Origin of the sequence: Bradyrhizobium sp. Gha (assembly GCF_900113735.1) — a bacterium.
Classification (GTDB): Bacteria; Pseudomonadota; Alphaproteobacteria; order Rhizobiales; family Xanthobacteraceae; genus Bradyrhizobium.
In genome coordinates, this window is record NZ_FOQM01000012.1 from 152,924 (window position 1) to 170,976 (window position 18,053).

An 18,053-nucleotide genomic window follows, 5' to 3' on the forward strand; every position below is an offset into this window, starting at 1 on the left:
AACGAAGGTCAACATCATGAAGGCTGCCGTACTCAAATCTTTCGGATCCCCGCTTGCTATCGAGGACGTCCCCGACCCCGTGCTCGGTACCGGCGAGGTGATCGTCGATGTCGTCGCCACCCGCGTGCTGTCCTACTCCAAGGAAGTGTTCAGCGGCGAACGCAAATACGCGCTGGATCTGCCCGCCATTCCAGGGGCCGGCGGCGTCGGACGGGTGCGCGCGATCGGCCCGGACGCAACCAAATTGTCGGTCGGCGACTGGGTCGTCTGCGATCCGACGGTCCGCTCGCGCGACAACGCGATCGCTCCCGACATTCATCTGCAGGGCGTCAGCGCGCGCGGCGAAGGCGGCATGCGGCTGCAGAAATATTTTCACGACGGTTCGTTCGCCCAGCGGATGAGGGTGCCGACCGAGAACGTGACGCGGCTCGGCGAGATCAGCGAGGACAAGGCCGCGCAATGGTGCGCGCTCGGAACCTTGCTGGTGCCCTATGGTGGTTTTCTTGCCGCCAGGCTGCAGCCGGGCGAGACCGTGCTGGTGAGCGGCGCGACCGGCAATTTCGGCAGCGCTGCCGTGGCGGTGGCGCTCGCGATGGGGGCGGCTTGCGTCATTGCGCCGGGCCGCAACGAGAAGATGCTCGGCGAGCTCGTGCGTCGCCATGGCGCGCGCGTCAGGCCGGTGAAGCTGACGGGCAACGAGAACGACGACCGCGAGTTGATGAAGCGCGCCGCACCCGGCCCGATCGATTGCGCGTTCGACATCATGCCGCCCTCGGTCGCGACGACGGTGGTCCGCGCCGCGATCATGACGGTGCGGCCCAATGGCCGTGTCGTGCTGATGGGCGGCGTCAACATGCAGGGCGGCCCCGGCCTAGAGCTGCCCTACAACTGGATCATGCGCGAGTGCATCACGATTCACGGCGTCTGGATGTATCCGCCTGAAGCCGCGGTTCGCCTGATCGCGCTGGTCCGCGCCGGCCTCTTGCGCCTCGATCACTTCGAGACGACGGCATTCGATCTCGACCACGCCAACGAGGCCGTGGACCATGCGGCCGCCAATGCGGGCGCGTTCAACATGACGGTGATCCGGCCGTAATTGTCGCAGCAGCTGCGGCGATGCGTCGCCGCAGCTGATATGCCTGCGGTGTCAGATGGCTGGGAGACGTCACCCCTGATGCAGCCGGCCACGGCCGGCTACTGTGCATGGGGTTGTTTTCGCATTTGGCTATTCGAGCTCGACCACCTGGCCGTTGGACAGCGATACCCGCCGATCCATGCGGCCGGCGAGCTCCATGTTGTGGGTCGCGATCAGCATCGAGACCTTGGTCGCCTTGACCAGCTGCATCAGGGCCTGGAACACGTGGTCGGCGGTGTGAGGATCGAGATTGCCGGTCGGCTCGTCCGCCAGCAGCACGCGCGGCGCGTTGGCGACCGCGCGCGCGATCGCGACGCGCTGCTGCTCGCCGCCCGACAGCTCTGCCGGACGATGGGTGATGCGGTCGCCGAGGCCGAGATAGCCCAGGATCTCCTTGGCGCGCTTGACGCTCTCGGATTTCTTCAGGCCGCGGATCATCTGCGGCAGCATGACGTTCTCGAGCGCCGAGAACTCCGGCAGCAGCCGGTGCGACTGGTAGACGAAGCCGATATCGCTGCGGCGAAGCTGGGTGCGCTCGATGTCGGGCAGTTGCGAGGTCGGCGCGCCGTTGACGTAGACCTCGCCGGAATCGGGGGCCTCGAGCAGGCCCGCAATGTGCAGCAGCGTCGACTTGCCCGACCCCGACGGCGCAACCAGCGCCACGGACTGTCCCGCCCACAGCGCCAGCTTGGCGTTGTCCAGGATCGTCAGCGCCGCCTCGCCCTGCAAGTACTGCCGTTTTATCTCGTGGAGATAAATGACCGGTACATCCTCAGCCCCCTGCTGCTGCTCCATCAGTCCCTCACTCGTACCGCAGCGCTTCGACAGGATCGAGGCGCGCGGCGCGCCAGGACGGGTACAGCGTCGCCAGGAACGACAGCGTCAGCGCCATGATGACGACGGCCGTGGTCTCGCCGATGTCGATCTCGGCGGGCAGCTTCGACAGGAAGTAGAGCTCCGGCGAGAACAACTCCGTGCTGGTCAGCCAGGACAGGAATTGCCTGATCGATTCGATGTTGAGGCAGATCACCAGCCCGACGAAGAAGCCGACCAGCGTGCCGACCACGCCGATCGAGGCGCCCGTGATCAGGAAGATCCGCATGATCGAGCCTTGCGAGGCACCCATGGTCCTGAGGATCGCGATGTCGCTGCCCTTGTCCTTCACCAGCATGATCAGGCCGGAGACGATGTTGAGCGCCGCGACCAGTACGATCATGGTCAGGATCAGAAACATGACGTTGCGCTCGACCTGGAGCGCGTTGAAGAAGGTCGAGTTGCGCTGACGCCAGTCGACCAGGAACACCGGCCGGCCCGCCGCCTCCGTCACCGCCTTACGGAAGGAGTCGATCTTGTCCGGATTGGTGGTGAACACCTCGATCGAGGTGACGTCATTGCTGCGATTGAAATAGGCCTGGGCCTCGGCGAGAGGCATGAACACAAAGCCGAGATCATACTCCGACATGCCGATCTCGAACACCGCGACGATCTTGTACGGCTTTATGCGCGGTGTCGTGCCCATCGGCGTCACCGCCCCCTTCGGCGCCACCAGCGTGATGCTGTCGCCGGCATGCAGCGACAATTGGTCGGCGAGCCGCCGTCCGATCGCGACGCCCTGCCCCTCGTCAAAGCCCTCGAGCGAGCCCTGCTTGATGTTCTTTGCAATCGAGGTGAGGTTGTTGAGGTCGTCAGAACGGATGCCGCGCACCAGCACACCCGAGGCGTTCCAGGGCGATGACGCCAGCGCCTGGCCATCGACCACGGGCGCAGCGAGCCGGATGCCCTGCACCTGGCTGATGCGCTCGGCGACGTCCTTCCAGTCGGTCAGCGGCGATTCCAGCGGCTGGACCAGGATATGGCCGTTCAGCCCCAGGATCTTGTCGAGCAGCTCCTTGCGGAAGCCGTTCATCACCGCCATCACGATGATCAGCGTGGCAACACCGAGCATGATGCCGAGGAAGGAGAACCCGGCGATGACCGAGATGAATCCCTCCTTACGCCGGGCCCGCAGGTAGCGGGCCGACAGCATCCACTCGAACGGTGCGAAAGGCGCAGTTTGGACGGCTTCGGTCATGGTTTCATCCATCGCTCGATAATCCCATGATTCGGGGTCAATTGTGGCCGGATTGGCGGCCGCGATCTCGGGCGATGAACAATATTCAGCCGACCAGCCGGGCGACCGCGTCCGCGGGCGACATCGTCTCGCGGGAGCCGTCGCTGCGCTTCTTGATCTCGACCTTGCCCTCGGCGAGCCCCTTCGGCCCGATCATGATCTGCCAGGGGATGCCGATCAGGTCGGCGGCGGCGAATTTCGCGCCGGCGCGCTGGTCGGTGTCGTCATAGAGCACGTCGACGCCCTTGGCGGTGAGTTCGGCGTAGAGCTTCTCGCAGGCACCATCGACGGCAGCATCGCCCTGCTTGAGGTTGAGGATCGAGACGCGGAACGGCGCCACCGCCTCCGGCCATTTGATTCCGGCATCGTCATGGCAGGCCTCGATGATGGCGCCGAGCAGGCGCGACACGCCGACGCCGTAGGAACCGCCATGGATCGGCACGTCGACGCCATCAGGGCCGGCCACCAAGGCCTTCATGGCGTCGGAATACTTCGTGCCGAAATAGAAGATCTGGCCGACCTCGATGCCGCGCGTATTCACGCGCTTCTCTGCCGGCACTTCCTGCTCGAACCGGGCCGCGTCATGAACATCTTCGGTCGCGGCATAGACCGAGGTCCATTGCTTGATGATCGGCGTCAGGTCGCTGTCGTAGTCGACGTCCTCGCCCGGCACCGGCAGGTCCAGAACGTCGCGATTGATGAAAACGCCGGATTCGCCGGTCTCAGCCAGCACGATGAACTCGTGGCTGAGATCACCGCCGATCGGGCCGGTTTCGGCGCGCATCGGGATCGCCTTCAGCCCCATCCGCGCGAAGGTGCGCAAATAGGCAACGAACATCTTGTTGTAGGCGACGCGCGCGGCGGCCTCGTTGAGGTCGAAGGAATAGGCATCCTTCATCAGGAACTCGCGGCCACGCATCACGCCAAAACGCGGACGCTGCTCGTCACGGAACTTCCATTGGATATGATAGAGATTCAGCGGCAGGTTCTTGTAGGACTTCACGTAAGCGCGGAAGATCTCGGTGATCATTTCCTCGTTGGTCGGCCCGTACAGGAGCTCGCGCTTGTGGCGGTCGGCGATGCGCAGCATCTCCGGGCCGTAGGCGTCGTAGCGACCGCTCTCGCGCCAGAGGTCGGCAAGCTGGAGCGTCGGCATCAGCAGTTCCAATGCACCGGAGCGGTCCTGCTCCTCGCGCACGATCTGCTCGATCTTCTTCAGCACGCGGAAGCCGAGTGGCAGCCAGGCGTAGATGCCGGCCGCCTCCTGCCGGATCATGCCGGCACGCAGCATCAGCCGATGCGAGACGATCTCCGCCTCTTTCGGATTTTCCTTCAGGATGGGCAGAAAGAACCGCGACAACCGCATGGTAATACTCTGGGAATCAGTGATGGCCTGCAGTGAAACCGGATTGGGAGCGAAAAGACAAGACCGGGAATGAGGAAAAGCCGCTAACGCGGCGGAATTCCTGTCATTTTTCCGTCGACTTCAGGTTGGACCTGAACCGTGTCGTGCTACCGCGGCGCGACCTCGAGTTCGTCTTCGAGCGTGATCTTCTCGAAATCGGTTACCAGCGCATCGATCCGCACATGCCAGCGGCCGGCGAACGGCAGCTCGACCTTGTGCACGTGCCAATAACCGTCAGCGCTGAGCTCGGCGTCGCGTTCCATCGGCTCGATGCCGCGCTCGGGCAGGCTCAGCGTCAGCGTCGCCTCCCTGGCGTTCAGCGGCGCCGCCTCGCCGGTCATGAGCTGGAGCACGAAATCGTCCACGCCGGCCTTGCCCCGGGGACACCAGGACCTGGAACATCGCCTTGTCGGTGTGAATGTGGATCGCCAGCGGCGTCTCCGGCACGATGGTGCGTGGCGGCGGCGTGAAGCGCCAGCCGGCGACGACGGCGAAAATGCCGAGCGCGGCCCCGCACTCAAGCAGGATCGATCGTTTCAGCGCCGGCGCGGCCGCCTGATCCTTTGCTAACGCGGGGGTCAGCCGAAAGCGATTGATGGCTGCAAGGGCCAGAAGGAATAGGACCAGCGCCAGCTTCACCGAAAGAATAAGGCCATAGCTCGTGTCCACCAGCGCCGCTGGCTTCTCGAGCTGGATGATCGCAAGCACGACGCCAGTCAGCGCCAGGCCCGCGACCACCGGCATGGCGATGCGTGAGAATCGGTCGAGGAGCGGCAGCATTGCCGGCATCGGCTTCGACGGCAGCGCTGCAAGCGGCGCCAGCGCGCCAATCCAGAAGGCTACAGCGAGGCCATGGACGAAGACCGCCGGTCGCGTCAGCACCTCGGGCGACGCCGTTGCGGCGTGCCCGGTCATGGCGAGCGACATGCCCACACCGACGAAGGCGATGAGCGCGAGCGCACGCGCGTACCAGGCCCGGCCCAGCGCCATCAGCGCAAGCAGCGTCGCCGCGATCGCGACGAGCAAAGCGGGACCGGCGCTGGTCGCAAATGCGATTTTCCAGGGGGCTGCAGTCGCAAGCGCCGTCAGCGGCAGACCAAGAAGATCAAGACCCACCACGCCAAGCGAGACAATGGCACTCGGGAGACCAACAAGCAGCGCCGCGCGCGGCACGCCCATACCCATCATCGACCACGCAATCCAGAGCCCAAAGAACACGCCGCCCACGCCGACAAACAGCCCGAGATAGAGACCGACCCGCGACAGCCAGATCAGCGCGTCCAAGCCACCATCCACATTTGCCGGAGCTTGCGTCGCCGTCGGCATGCCGATCGAGAAGATCACCGATCCGGCGACGGGATGACCGTCCTGCGAGATCACCCGATAGCTCAAGACCGCCGTGCCCTTCGGCAAGTCCGGCGGCATCGCAACCGAAATGCCCACGCCTGACGCCGAGACGCGCGCATCATCGCGCCCCCTGCCCGCGCCGTCGATCAACTGGATCGCGCCCGGCGTCACCGCTTCGTTAAAGCGCAATTCCACCGCCTTGGGCGCGCTCGCCAGCATGCTGCCGCTCGCCGGCTCGACCGAAATCAGCGCCGCATGCGCCAATGCGCCGGTCGAGGTGCCGACAAGGAACAGCAGCGTCGTAACCGCAGCCAGAAAGCGCATTACGGATTGGGCAGCAATTTTACGCCAGGCGCCGGCGACTTGTTCTCGTGCGCTGCCCCTTCCGCCGGGATTTCGATCCAGCGGCTGACACCCTTCTCGCATTCCTGCACCACAGGGAAGTACAGCGTGGTGTTCGGCATCAGGCTGTCAGTGAGGAAGCTACTGACGACGAATTCATCGTAATTGCGGTCCGGCAGATTGCCGCCGGACCACACCACTTCCTTAACGCCCGAAGTCAGCTTGTTGCCGTGATAGTCGTAGGCGTTGCTATATTGTCCCTCAACGACATCGACGTTCCAGCGGCCTTCGGCATCGGCTTCACCGCGATCACACCTTCCGGGATTTGCACACGGATCTTGACCGTCGGCGAGCCGGAACAGCCGTGCGGCACGGCGAAGACGGCCTTGTACGACGCGCCGACCGTGGCCTGCTTGCCTTCCAGATAAACGTGGGCCGCCGCAGGCGATGCGACGAGCGCACCGATCAGAATTAGCCAAGATGTCTTCGACATGCTCGATCTCCGGGAGGTTAGATCACATCAGTCACATTTTCATTCCCGAATGATCCGGCATTTTCTTCATCATCGTGCCCCCGCCGCTGGGCGCCTGGGCGCCGACGCCCTTGACGTCGAGCGACACCGCGACCTTGCCAGCCTTCTCGAACTCGAGCGTAACAGGCACTTTTTCGCCCTCCTTGAACGGCCCCTTCAGATCCTGAAGCATCAGATGATTGCCGCCGGGCGCGAGCTTCACGGTCTTGCCCGGATCGATGACGAGGCCCTTGTCCAGCGGACGCATCTTCATCACGCCATTGTCCATTGTCATCTCGTGGACCTCGGCTTTGCCGGCGATCTCTGCCGACACGGCGACGAGCTTGTCGGGCGCCGTGCCCTTGTTCTCGATGGTGAGGAACCCGCCGGCGACCTTGGCGCCGGCAGGCGTCGCCCGACTCCAGGCTTGGGAGATGACGAGATCGCCCGCCTTGACCTCGTCGGCTCGGACGGGGGCTGCGAGCACAACGGCCGAGAACGCCGCGAGCGCGAAGAGAGTTGAGAGCTTGTTCATGTCGATTGCCTTTCTTGTCGGCGCCGAGAGTCCGACTCCAGTCAGAACGTGTACTTGCCGGCAAGAACAAAAGTTCGTGCCGGAAACGGATGAAACAGGAAATACTGCTCGTTGAAGAGATTATCGATCCCGAAGTCGAACGCGAAATTCTTCGTCGCGTTGTAATGGATCTTCAAATCCACGACGAAAAAATTATCGAAAGCGCCGTAGACGTGCGGGATGATATCCGAGTTGTCCAACGTCGAATACTGCTTGCCGCTGTAGCGCGCGGCGAGGGTATAGGCCCAGCTATCATTCGGCCGGTAGGTGACGCCGAACTTGGCGCGCCAGTCTGGCACGAAGGGCACACGCTTGCCAACGACGCGGGTCGGGCCTTTCCAGTTCGGATCGGAGATGATCCTGGAATCGACGAAAGTGACGCTGCCGAAGATCTGCAGGCCGCTCACCAGCAAATTGTCCTTATCGGCCGACAATTCCACGCCCTGCATACGGATCGCAGCAACGTTGCTGACGGCCGTCTGCACCGACTGCGTTCCGGTTGCATCGGTCACCGTAGTCGATTGTGAGATCAGTGCATTGTTGGTCCGCTCACTGAACATCGTGAGCCGCACGCGGCCATCGGCCCAGCGCCGTTCAAGATTGAGTTCGCCAGTGAAGTCCTGCTCCGGTGACAGCAGCGGATTGGCCAGATAGGTAATGCCGCCCACGCTGATGTTCTGATAGAGCTCAGTCACCGTCGGATAGCGGTACGCCTCGCCGAAATTCGCGGTGATGTTCCAGTCCTTGTTCGGATCGATCGACAGCGATGCCTTTGGCGAGAAATTGCTCGAGGACAACTTTGGCTGCCACGTCGGCACCGCCGATGTGATGACGCCGGCGCTGGTCGTCATGCTGTTGAGATTGAAGCCCTCGACTGCCTGCCAACTCTCCAGCCGCCCGCCTAGCGTCAACTTGACGATCGGCGTGATCTTCCAGGCGTCCTGTCCCCAGAGAGCTTCGGTGCGAGTCTCGCCCACACCGGTCGAATAGAGCTGGCCATTGCCGGTCGAGGGAGCATTGAACCAGACCGCCGAAGCATAGACCGGATTTTCAAGCCGGTAGCGGTCGCCATGTATGCCGAAGCTGGTCTCATGCGGACCATCGAGGCCATCTGGACGCCAGATGCCCTTAGCGTCGGTATTTTGCCAATTGGTGCCGTCCATTCGCGTCACTTTACCGTTCAGCGAATAGCCAAAGCCCGGCGATGGCACGACCGTAAATGGGTTACTCAGATCGTCCTGGAGATAGTTGTAGCTTGACGCCGCAAGGTCGAAGTCGAACACGCCCTTGGTGTCGCTCTTGAGCGAGATGGCATTGCTCACATGGAGTTGATCCCAAGTGTACTTGCTACTCGCAAAGCTGCCGATGCCGCCGAACGTCGGCAGGCCGGTTGCGATTGACTCGAGATAAGTCTGCGGGTCAGAGGTCTGATGATTGTTCCAGATCCCCAGAGAATAGGTTGCCTGCACCAGCGGCGTGATGTCGTAAGCAAGTCGCAGATTGCCGGAAGTCTGTTGCGAATGCGCCAGCACGCCGGTGCCCACCACATTGGCAACGCCCCCGGTCTTGTTGAGGGCGGCAAAGCCACCGATCATACCGGCCGGGAACGAGGAGTTGGTGGTGTAGGTCAGCGGCTGCTGATAGCTGTCGAGATAGTTGGCGCTGACCAGCCAGGAGAGCTTACCCTCGCGATTGCCCGCGGCGGCGCTGGTCTGGCTGGTCATGTAGGTGTCTTTGGTGCCGTATTGATTCCATGGCATCACCGAGACGATTTCCTTTGCGACCGCAAACGGCTTGTCCGGTATCCTGGATGTGATCAGCAGGACGCCGCCGATCGAATTGCCGGGATAGGCAGCCGCAAAGGGACCATTGAGGAAATCCATCCGCCCGATCGCCTCGGGCGAGATCAAATTCCATTTTGGCGAGGCGCCGGAATTGTTGTTGCCGATCAGGGCCGAGATCAACAGATCGTCATAGTAGATCAACGAGCGCGCGCTCGAATTCAAGCCCCAGCTTCGCGTCGCGAGCACGGCCTGATTGTCGCCGTCATTGCGCTTCCGCACGAACAGGCTCGGCATGTATTTGACGGCGTCCTCGGGGTCCTTGAGGTTGATGGTCTCGTCGGCCTCCTTCGCCGTGATGCTGAAGGATCGTTGCGGCAGCTGGTAGCGCGCCACGGCCGCCGGCCGACCAAGCGAGGCGCGGCCGCCGCGCGTGACCTGCTCCTCGTTTGCGGCAACCGACGCTGGCCGCTCAACCCCCGGCCTTGACTGATTTCTCCTGGCGGCCGCCGCATGCACCGCAGGCTTGCGCGGCTTGGGTTTCACCGTCGCTGGCGCATCGACGGTCACCGCGGGCAGCTCTCTTGGGCTGCTCTGGGCGCAAACGCCGCTCGACGGGGCAAGCAGCGCGGCCTGAACGGCAACGACGCTCACGCCGCAGCGGGCATGACGGGGTAACATGGAGCATTCCTGACGCCGGCTTTCTTTCCGGCCATTCGACAGCATCAATCGCCCGCGGATCAACCGAGGCGATCATGAGGGGTCGTCAGGACAAATGGGGAGGTCCGCGCGCCTGGCCGCTTGAACTCTTGTGGGTGGCGAGAGCAGACGTATCCGCTTCACGCCACACTACTCGCTCCGCATGGCGGAATGGAGCGGGAAGCGCAGCATGCGGCGGCGAATCGAACGACGCGTTGGCTTGCGCCAGGCAACAGAGCGCGCAGATCCCGGAATGCGAGGCCGGCGAACCGCCTTGATCGTTCGGAGCGCCCTGCTCACTAATACTGTGGCAAATGGCACCGGCAGGCAGCTGATCGGCAACGGCCCGGCCGGCCGCCCAGCAGGCGGCAATCGGCGCCAGCACCTGCATCGCGAGCGCGAGCAGGACGAGGGGTAGGAATTTTTGCAGCCGCGCGCGCATCCGCCGAACCAGTCGTTCGTCTACTAACTAATCACCGCACCAGCTCCGAGTCGAGATGCCTTCATCGGCCGTGTTGGGCTGGCGCAAACTTCTCGAAAAAATCGTGTTCGGCCGCCTCCAGCTGGGACCGGCCTCCAGCATCTGAGCAACAGGCCACCACAGAACACCAAACAAATTCTTATATTTGTCATATACTTAAGAGCCGAACAGCCCGATCATTTCGCTAATTGCTCGAATTTTGAACATTCGTTGCCGAAAATGATGACAAGTGAGAAAAGTTGATCTAGCATCCCTCTTGCTCAGGCTTGACCGTGAGGTCGACGTCTGGTGGTCCAAGTCTCGGGAGGAGCCCCTGGCGCGCAAAATGCAGCGTCGCCCCGCCAATCAAGATCAAATCTTAGAATCGGGGATAATAGGGTCGACACAATTTTTGAGCGGGGCTAGGGCCCCGCTCTTTTTTTATCTGCGTGGCTCATGCCCCATGAACGCTTTCTCCAATCCGATCGAAAACAGCATCGCAATGGCGGCGTAGCGCTGCGCGGACCTCTCGTCCTCGCCTATCAACGGCTTTTCAACGAGCGCCCCGAAACGGAAGCGCTCCATTACGCGATGCTCGGCGATGAATGGTCGGACGGGAGCTGCTCCTCCAGATCAGGCGTGCTGGCATCGCAGCGTAGCGCTTTGCGCTGCACCAAGGCGATCACGATCTGGTCCTTGATTGCACGTTGAGTGGCATCAACTCTTGTGAGACACTTCACGCATCGGTCGTGCAATCAATGACGCGCCGACGATAAAATATATGGGAGCGAGCGATGTCCGGGACGAAAGAATTCTCGAAGACGAGGCGCGATCTTCTTCAGGCGGCTGCGACCGCCGGCGCCGCAACTGCCATCCTCGGCAGCATGGGCATAAACCCAGCACTTGCAGCTGAAGTTGGACGATCAGACAAGCCGCTGAAGGCGGCATTCTCCAACGCGGGCCTGCAGGCGACCTGGTGTGCGCAAGGCAAGCAGGCCGCGGAATTCTGGGGCAAGCTGTTCAATGTCGAGGTCACTTGGTTCGACGGACAGCTCGACGCGGTGAAGCAGCGCGCGGCGATCGACAACATGGCCTCGCAGAAATGGGATTTCGTCGCGATCCAGGCCTTCGGCATCGGCACCCTTACCCAGCCCGTGCAGAAGATGATCGACGCCGGCACGCCTGTCATCGACATGGACACGCTGATTGCGCCGCTCGACCAGATCAACGTCCACTCCTTCCTCGCCCCCGACAACGAGTTCATGGGCGCTTCGGTGACGCAGGCGCTTTGCAACGCGATGGGCGGCAAGGGCAAGATCATCATGACGCAAGGCGCTCTCGGCCACACCGGCGCACAGGGCCGCGCCAAGGGCTTTGAGTCGGTCGTCAAGCAATTCCCGAACATTGAGGTGCTCGACACGCAGCCGGCCGACTGGGACGTCTCAAAGACCGCACGCCTCTGGGAAACCTATTTGACCAAGTACCCGCAGATCGACGCGGCGTTCTTCCACAACGACGACATGGCGCTTGCCGCCGCCAACATCATGAAGGCGCACAACCGCACCAACATCCTGATCGGCGGCGTCGACGCCATGCCGCCGGCGATCCAGGCGGTGAGCGAAGGCCGGATGTTCGCAACCGTGCGCAATCCGTCCTGCCGCATCCATGGCGGCGCGATCGTCGCGGGCGTCGCGGCCGTGGTCGGCGGCGAGAAGAGCGGCCAGGGCATTCCCAAGAACGTCGTCACCGACGGCCCTGTCGTGACCAAGGCCAATGCCGCGGGCATGCAGTGGATGGAAGATCACTTCCTGATCTGAAATCCTCCATGCCTGAGGGTCGTCAGCCCATCCTGGAACTGCAGGGCATCACGAAGAGCTTCGGCGGCGTCGAAGCGCTTCGTGGTGTCGACTTTGCGCTTCTCCCTGGCGAGATCCATGGTCTCGTCGGCGAGAACGGCGCGGGAAAAAGCACGCTGATGAAGATCATCGCCGGCGTGCACACCGAATTCTCCGGCCGCTTCCTGATCGACGGGGCGGAGACCCATTTCCGCTCGGCGCGCGATGCGCATGCAGCCGGCATCGCCATGGTGCATCAGGAGCTCTCGGTCGCGCCTGACCTGACGGTCGCGGAGAACGTGTTCCTCGGCAATCAGCCGACCAACGCCCTTGGCCTCGTGCAATGGCGACGGATGGCGCGCGAGGCGGGCGAGCAGCTCTCCCGGTTCGGCATCGACGTCGACCCTATGAGCAGGCTCGGCGACCTGCCGATCGGGCTCCAGCAGCTGATCGAGATCGCACGCGTGCTGTTCTCCGGCGCACGAATCGTCATCCTGGACGAGCCGACCTCCGCCCTCTCCCCGCCCGAGGTCGAGCGCCTGTTTACGACGCTGCGACGCCTGCGCGAGCAAGGCACGGCCATCGTCTTCATCTCGCATTTCATCGAGGACATCCTGCGTGTCTCCGACACCGTCACGGTTTTCCGCAACGGACGGAAGGTCACGGAGACCGCGAGCGCCGACACCACCAAGGGGGCGCTGATCGAGGCCATGATCGGCCGCGGCGGCGAGGCGCTCGAGCACAGCTATAGCGACGACCTGATATTGCCGCGGCCGAGCGACAGCTCGGTCGTGCTGAAGGTGGACCAGCTGTCGCTGACGCGCAGCCTCCAGGACGTCTCCTTCGAGGCCCGCGCGGGCGAAGTGCTCGGCATCTACGGCTTCATGGGCTGCGGCCAGCAGGAGCTGTCGCGCATCCTGTTCGGCAAGCTGAAACCCGACGCCGGCACGCTGATCGTCGAGGGCAAGCCGAAGACCTTCGCGAGCACGGCGGCGGCGCGGCGCGCCGGCGTGGCGCTGGTGCCGGAAAGCCGGCGCGCCATGCTGTTTCACCAGGAGCCGGTCTTCAAGAACATCTCGATCAGCATTCTCGATCGGATCTCCTCGCTGCTGCTCAAGCCGGCGCAGGAGCGCGAGATCGCGAAGCGTCAGGTCGAGCAGTTGCAGATCCGGCCCCCCGTGGTCGGCCTCGATCTCGGCATGCTCTCCGGCGGCAACCAGCAGAAGGTTGCGCTGGCGAAATGGCTGACCTACCCGCCCAAGCTGCTGGTGCTGTGCGAGCCGACCCGGGGCATGGATGTCGGCGCCAAGAACGACGTCATCAACATCGTCCGGGACCTCCGCGCCAGGGGGCTCGCGATCATCGTGCTGTCGACCGAGCCGGAAACGGTGCTATCGCTGGCCGACCGCATCCTCGTGCTCAAGCGCGGCGCGGTGGTGCGGGAATTCAAGAACGAGCCGGTCAGCAAGGACCGCCTGCTGGAAGCGGCGTGACGGAGAAGCACAATGGCGAGCAGTGAGACGGCACCGGCGGCAGGTCAGCGCGGCAAGGGCCTCGCGCCCTTCCTGCGCTCGCAGATGCGCAACATCGCACCGTTCCTGACCCTGATCTTCCTGTCCGCCTTCTTCGCCTTCGCGAGCCCCTCCTTTGCGACGATCGACAATCTCGGCAACATCCTGACGCAGGTGTCCGTGACAGGCGTCATCGCCGTCGGCCTCACCTTCGTGATCCTCTGCGCCGAGATCGACCTCTCGATCGCCAGCATCGCCAACGTCACCGGCATCGCGGTCGCCTACTTCACGCTGCAGGAATCCTACGTCAACATCCCCAACATCCCGCTGCCCGGCGCCGCCGCGATCCTGCTCGCCGTCTTGCTCTGCGCGGCTCTCGGCCTCGTCAACGCGCTGGGGCTGACCGTGATCGGCATCCCCTCCTTCATCATGACGCTCGCGATGATGCAGATCGCGGCGGGCATCTCGGCGCTCCTGGTGCGCGGCCAGATCGCCTACAAGGTGCCGAGCCTGATCTCGACGCTCGGCTCCGGCTCGATCGGCGGCATCCCCTGGATCGTCATCGTCGCGGCCATCATGCTGCTCGCCGGCCACCTGGTGCTGACCTACACGCGCTTCGGCCGCTACGTCTACATGGTCGGGGGAAACCGCGAGGCGGCCGAATATTCCGGCCTCAACGTCAAGCTCATCCTCGGTGCGGTCATGGTGATCTCGGCGGTGTGCTCCGGCGTCGGCGGCATGCTGGGTGTTGCCCATTTCGGCAGCGCGCAGCAGAACGAGTTCGACACGTACCTCCTCGACTCCATCGCCGCCGTCGTGGTCGGCGGCACCAGCCTGTTCGGCGGCCGCGGCGGCATCGGCAACACCATCGTCGGGCTTTTCGTCCTCGGTGTCCTCAATAACGGCCTCGACCACGTCAACATCGACAGCTTCCTGAAGATCCTGATCCGCGGCGTGATCCTGCTGGTGGCGCTGATCATCAACGTCTACGCCCAGCGGCTGAGGGAACAAGCAGCGGAGTAGACACCCGCAAATCCAGAGCCGCGAAAACAACCCCGTGCACAGTACAAATCATTGTGGAATTTGACGCGGCGGTTGTTTGCGCCCTTTCCGAAATCAAGTTTGACACGTCGGGACAGGAGCATGATGTCATCATAGGAACGACCGAATGACCGGGCAGCACTGAGCTCAAAGCCGGGGCCGCCCCCGCTCTGTCGTTCGCGCCACGACAGGCGCACCACGCAGTCGTCGCACCACGCAGTCGTCGCACCACGTCTGCCGTTCTGCTATAATGTCACCATGACGATCGGGATTTCCGGGCCCGGACGGAAGCCGCCAAGGCCAAGCGCTATGGTGGGATTCATCATCGCGGCCATCATCGTCGTCATCAGCCTGATCCTGCTCGCACTCGTGGGCGACTTCCTGGTCGACTGGATGTGGTTCTCGTCGATCGGCTACAGCCAAGTCTTCTGGACCACGGTCGGCGTGAAAGCCGTTGTTTTCCTCGTCGTTTTCGCGGCGACCGCGGTCGTCTTGTGGGCGAACGCACGGCTTGCACTTGGCCATGCCGGGCGCCGAAGCCGGTTGCCTGCGGCCTTCGCCCCGACGCTCGTGGCCGCTGCGGTGATGCCCGATCCATTTGAATTCCTGCGCGAGCGGCTACCGTGGCGCAAGGTGATAACGGTCAGTGCCGGTCTCCTGGCTCTCTTCATCGCCTGGGGAGAAGTCGGCAACTGGAACACCCTTCTGCGGTTCATCTATCAAGTGCCCTACGGCACCAACGATCCATTGTACGACAAGGACATCGGCTTTTACCTCTTCTCCCTGCCCGCCCTGGTCGGCACCAAGAATTGGGCATTGCTGACGCTCTTTATGGGCGCACTGTCCGCCGGATTTATCTACTGGGTGCACGGCGACATCGAGTACCAGGCCCAGCGACGCTCGATGTCGCCAACGGCGATCTCCCACGGCTCGGCCATTCTCGGCCTGTTCTTTGGCGTGAAGGCGTGGTCCTACGGTCTCGACCGCTATCTCCTGCTGTTCGGCGACAACGGCGTCGTGGTCGGCGCGGGCTACACAGACGTCAATGTGGAGTTGCCGATCCTGTGGCTCTTGATCGCGCTTTCGATCGTTGCCGCTTTGGCGGCATGGGCGAACCTGTGGGTGCGTACCTACCGCCTCCCCGCCGCCGCGATTGTGCTGCTGTTCGGTGGCGCCTTCCTGCTATCGGGCGTCATCCCCGGAATGTTTCAGCGCTTCTACGTCGCGCCGAGCGAGTTGGAGTGGGAGCGGCCCTACATCGAACGCAACATTGCCCTGACCCGGGAGGCCTACAATCTCAGTCGAATCGCACCGAAGCCGTTCCCTGCGGAACAGACCCTGACCTTCGGGACACTCGAGGCCAACAAGGCCACCATTGACAATATAAGATTGTGGGATTGGCAACCATTGGCCGACACCTACGCGCAACTGCAGGAGATTCGCACCTACTACAAACTGCGCAACCTCGATGTCGATCGTTACCGGCTCGGCGACAGCTATCAGAGCGTGATGCTCTCGGCGCGCGAGTTGAACTCCGCGCTGCTGCCAGCCAACGCGCAGACCTGGGTCAACCGCCATATCCTGTTCACCCACGGCAATGGTGCGGTAATGAGTCCGGTCACGCAAAAGAGCGGTGAAGGACTTCCGCTGCTCTATCTGCGCGATATTCCTCCGGTTGCGCACGGAGGTCCAGACATCCGCGAGCCGCGTATCTATTACGGGCAGCAGACCGAGGACTACGTCATCGTCAAGGGAACCGTGCCGGAATTCGATTATCCGAAAGGAAAGGATAACGTCTACGCGTCCTATGACGGCTCCGGCGGCGTGCCGCTGTCGGGCATGGCGCGGAGACTGATCTTCGCCCATCATTTCAGCGACGTGAACCTGCTGCTTTCAGACTACATCGGCGACGACAGCCGAATCATGATCCGGCGCAACGTCCAGAAGCGGGTCGGCACCATCGCCCCGTTCCTCACGCTCGATCGCGATCCCTACCTGGTCATCAGCGACGGCCGGATGTTCTGGATCCAGGACGCCTACACGACGAGCGACTATTTTCCTTACGCCCAGCCGGCCCCGGGCCTCAACCTCAACTATATCAGAAATTCGGTGAAAGTCGTGATCGACGCCTATAACGGCACCGTCGATTTTTACCTGATGGACCCGGCCGACCCGATCGCCGCGACCTATCAGCGAATCTTCCCGACCCTGTTCAAGCCGTTCGCGGTCATGCCGCACGATCTGCAAAAGCATATTCGCTATCCGGAAGACCTCTTCCTTATCCAGGCGCGACTCTTCCAGACCTACCACATGGAAGCTGCCAATGTTTTCTACAACCGCGAGGACCTTTGGCAATTTCCGCGTCAGCCAGCCGGCGACGGCGTCTCTTCAATGGACGGCACGACTGCGATGGTTCCTTACTACATCATCATGCGGCTGCCCGGAGAACCGCAAGCCGAGTTCTTCATCATGATCCCGATGGCCCCGAGCCGGCGCGACAACATGATCGCATGGCTTGCCGCGCGCTGCGATGCGCCCGCGTATGGCAAGCTGATCGTGTACGAATTTCCCAAGGAGAAGCTGGTCTATGGGCCGTTCCAGATCGAGGCGAGAATTCATCAGAACACGGACATCTCGCAGCAGATATCGCTGTGGAACCAGATGGGGTCGCGGGTGATCCGGGGGAATCTGCTCGTGATCCCCATCGAGAATTCGATCCTCTATGTGTCGCCACTGTACTTGCGGGCCGAGCAAGGACATTTGCCGGAGCTCAAGCGGGTGATTGCAGCCTATGGCGAGCATGTCGTCATGAGGGAGACGCTTGCCGAGGCCCTGTCGGCCCTCTTCGTGGACAACGTACCCGCGTCGGCGGCGCCAGATGCTTCCGCGGAAACACGCAGCGAAGGGGCCGCGGCGGCACGCGCGCAGGAGGCGCTCGCTCACTACGATCAGGCCATGGAGCGGTTGAAATCGGGCGATTGGGCAGGCTTCGGCAAAGAGATTGGCGCGATGCGCGGTATTTTGGACGATATCCGCCGGCAACCGGATAGCCGCTGAGGTGCCCGAGAAGCACTGTTTTCGCAGGCGGCCGAATATTCCGGCCTCAATGTTAAGCCCATTCTCGGCACAGTCGTGGTGCGGCGTGAGCCTGCTGGCCGCGCTGGATCACCAACGTCTATGCGCAGCGGCTGAGGGAAAAAGCAGCGGACTAGAGCATTTCCTTGCTTAATTGAATCGGAGGGATTCCGGTTTTTGGCGGATTGTGATTCAAGATGCTGGCTGGATTGGAGGCCAGCATCGCA

11 protein-coding genes and 2 pseudogenes are annotated in these 18,053 nt (G+C 62.7%); 5 read left to right on the forward strand and 8 right to left on the reverse strand.

Going from position 1 to position 18,053, the window contains the following annotated elements; all coding sequences use genetic code 11:
* Window positions 1-16 precede the first annotated feature (16 nt).
* On the forward strand, window positions 17-1,096 hold the full coding sequence (locus BM222_RS17250) for an alcohol dehydrogenase catalytic domain-containing protein (RefSeq protein ID WP_092229624.1): 1,080 nt from the start codon (window positions 17-19) through the stop codon (window positions 1,094-1,096).
* A 129-nt stretch (window positions 1,097-1,225) separates the two neighbouring features.
* Here BM222_RS17250 and BM222_RS17255 read toward each other — a convergent pair whose 3' ends face one another.
* The 8 genes and pseudogenes from BM222_RS17255 to BM222_RS17290 all read right to left on the reverse strand — a co-directional run bounded on the left by BM222_RS17255 (window position 1,226) and on the right by BM222_RS17290 (window position 10,346).
* The gene (locus tag BM222_RS17255) at window positions 1,226-1,930 is read right to left on the reverse strand and encodes an ABC transporter ATP-binding protein (RefSeq protein WP_092229566.1); all 705 of its coding nucleotides are present in this window, start codon (window positions 1,928-1,930) and stop codon (window positions 1,226-1,228) included.
* A 7-nt stretch (window positions 1,931-1,937) separates the two neighbouring features.
* Window positions 1,938-3,218 (reverse strand): lipoprotein-releasing ABC transporter permease subunit, encoded by a 1,281-nt coding sequence (locus tag BM222_RS17260; protein ID WP_092229568.1) that lies wholly within the window; start codon window positions 3,216-3,218, stop codon window positions 1,938-1,940.
* Between the two features lie 73 nt (window positions 3,219-3,291).
* On the reverse strand, window positions 3,292-4,611 hold the full coding sequence (gene proS / locus BM222_RS17265) for a proline--tRNA ligase (protein ID WP_092229570.1): 1,320 nt from the start codon (window positions 4,609-4,611) through the stop codon (window positions 3,292-3,294).
* Window positions 4,612-4,757: 146 nt separating this feature from the next.
* Window positions 4,758-6,321 (reverse strand): annotated as a pseudogene (locus BM222_RS17270) (copper resistance CopC/CopD family protein).
* Window positions 6,321-6,832, reverse strand: a pseudogene (locus tag BM222_RS17275) (YcnI family copper-binding membrane protein). Before BM222_RS17275 ends, BM222_RS17270 begins: the two co-directional pseudogenes overlap by 1 nt.
* Before the next feature lie 31 nt (window positions 6,833-6,863).
* Window positions 6,864-7,385: a copper chaperone PCu(A)C gene (locus BM222_RS17280; protein ID WP_092229572.1), complete on the reverse strand. Its 522-nt coding sequence runs from the start codon at window positions 7,383-7,385 to the stop codon at window positions 6,864-6,866.
* Window positions 7,386-7,426: 41 nt separating this feature from the next.
* The gene (locus BM222_RS17285; RefSeq protein ID WP_244547174.1) at window positions 7,427-9,886 is read right to left on the reverse strand and encodes a TonB-dependent receptor; all 2,460 of its coding nucleotides are present in this window, start codon (window positions 9,884-9,886) and stop codon (window positions 7,427-7,429) included.
* A gap of 85 nt (window positions 9,887-9,971) precedes the next feature.
* A complete protein-coding gene (locus tag BM222_RS17290) occupies window positions 9,972-10,346 on the reverse strand; it encodes a DUF2946 family protein (RefSeq protein WP_092229576.1) in 375 nt (124 codons plus the stop codon).
* An 812-nt stretch (window positions 10,347-11,158) separates the two neighbouring features.
* Between BM222_RS17290 and BM222_RS17295 the strand changes: the two genes are divergently transcribed.
* The 4 genes from BM222_RS17295 to BM222_RS17310 all read left to right on the forward strand — a co-directional run bounded on the left by BM222_RS17295 (window position 11,159) and on the right by BM222_RS17310 (window position 17,808).
* Window positions 11,159-12,181: a sugar ABC transporter substrate-binding protein gene (locus BM222_RS17295; RefSeq protein ID WP_092229578.1), complete on the forward strand. Its 1,023-nt coding sequence runs from the start codon at window positions 11,159-11,161 to the stop codon at window positions 12,179-12,181.
* Between the two features lie 8 nt (window positions 12,182-12,189).
* Window positions 12,190-13,692 carry a sugar ABC transporter ATP-binding protein gene (locus BM222_RS17300; protein ID WP_092229579.1) on the forward strand — a complete coding sequence of 501 codons (1,503 nt, stop codon included), beginning with the start codon at window positions 12,190-12,192 and terminating at the stop codon, window positions 13,690-13,692.
* A gap of 12 nt (window positions 13,693-13,704) precedes the next feature.
* Complete coding sequence (locus tag BM222_RS17305; protein ID WP_092229580.1) at window positions 13,705-14,733, forward strand: ABC transporter permease; 1,029 nt, start codon at window positions 13,705-13,707, stop codon at window positions 14,731-14,733.
* Between the two features lie 327 nt (window positions 14,734-15,060).
* The gene (locus BM222_RS17310; RefSeq protein WP_244547175.1) at window positions 15,061-17,808 is read left to right on the forward strand and encodes a UPF0182 family membrane protein; all 2,748 of its coding nucleotides are present in this window, start codon (window positions 15,061-15,063) and stop codon (window positions 17,806-17,808) included.
* Window positions 17,809-18,053 lie beyond the last annotated feature (245 nt).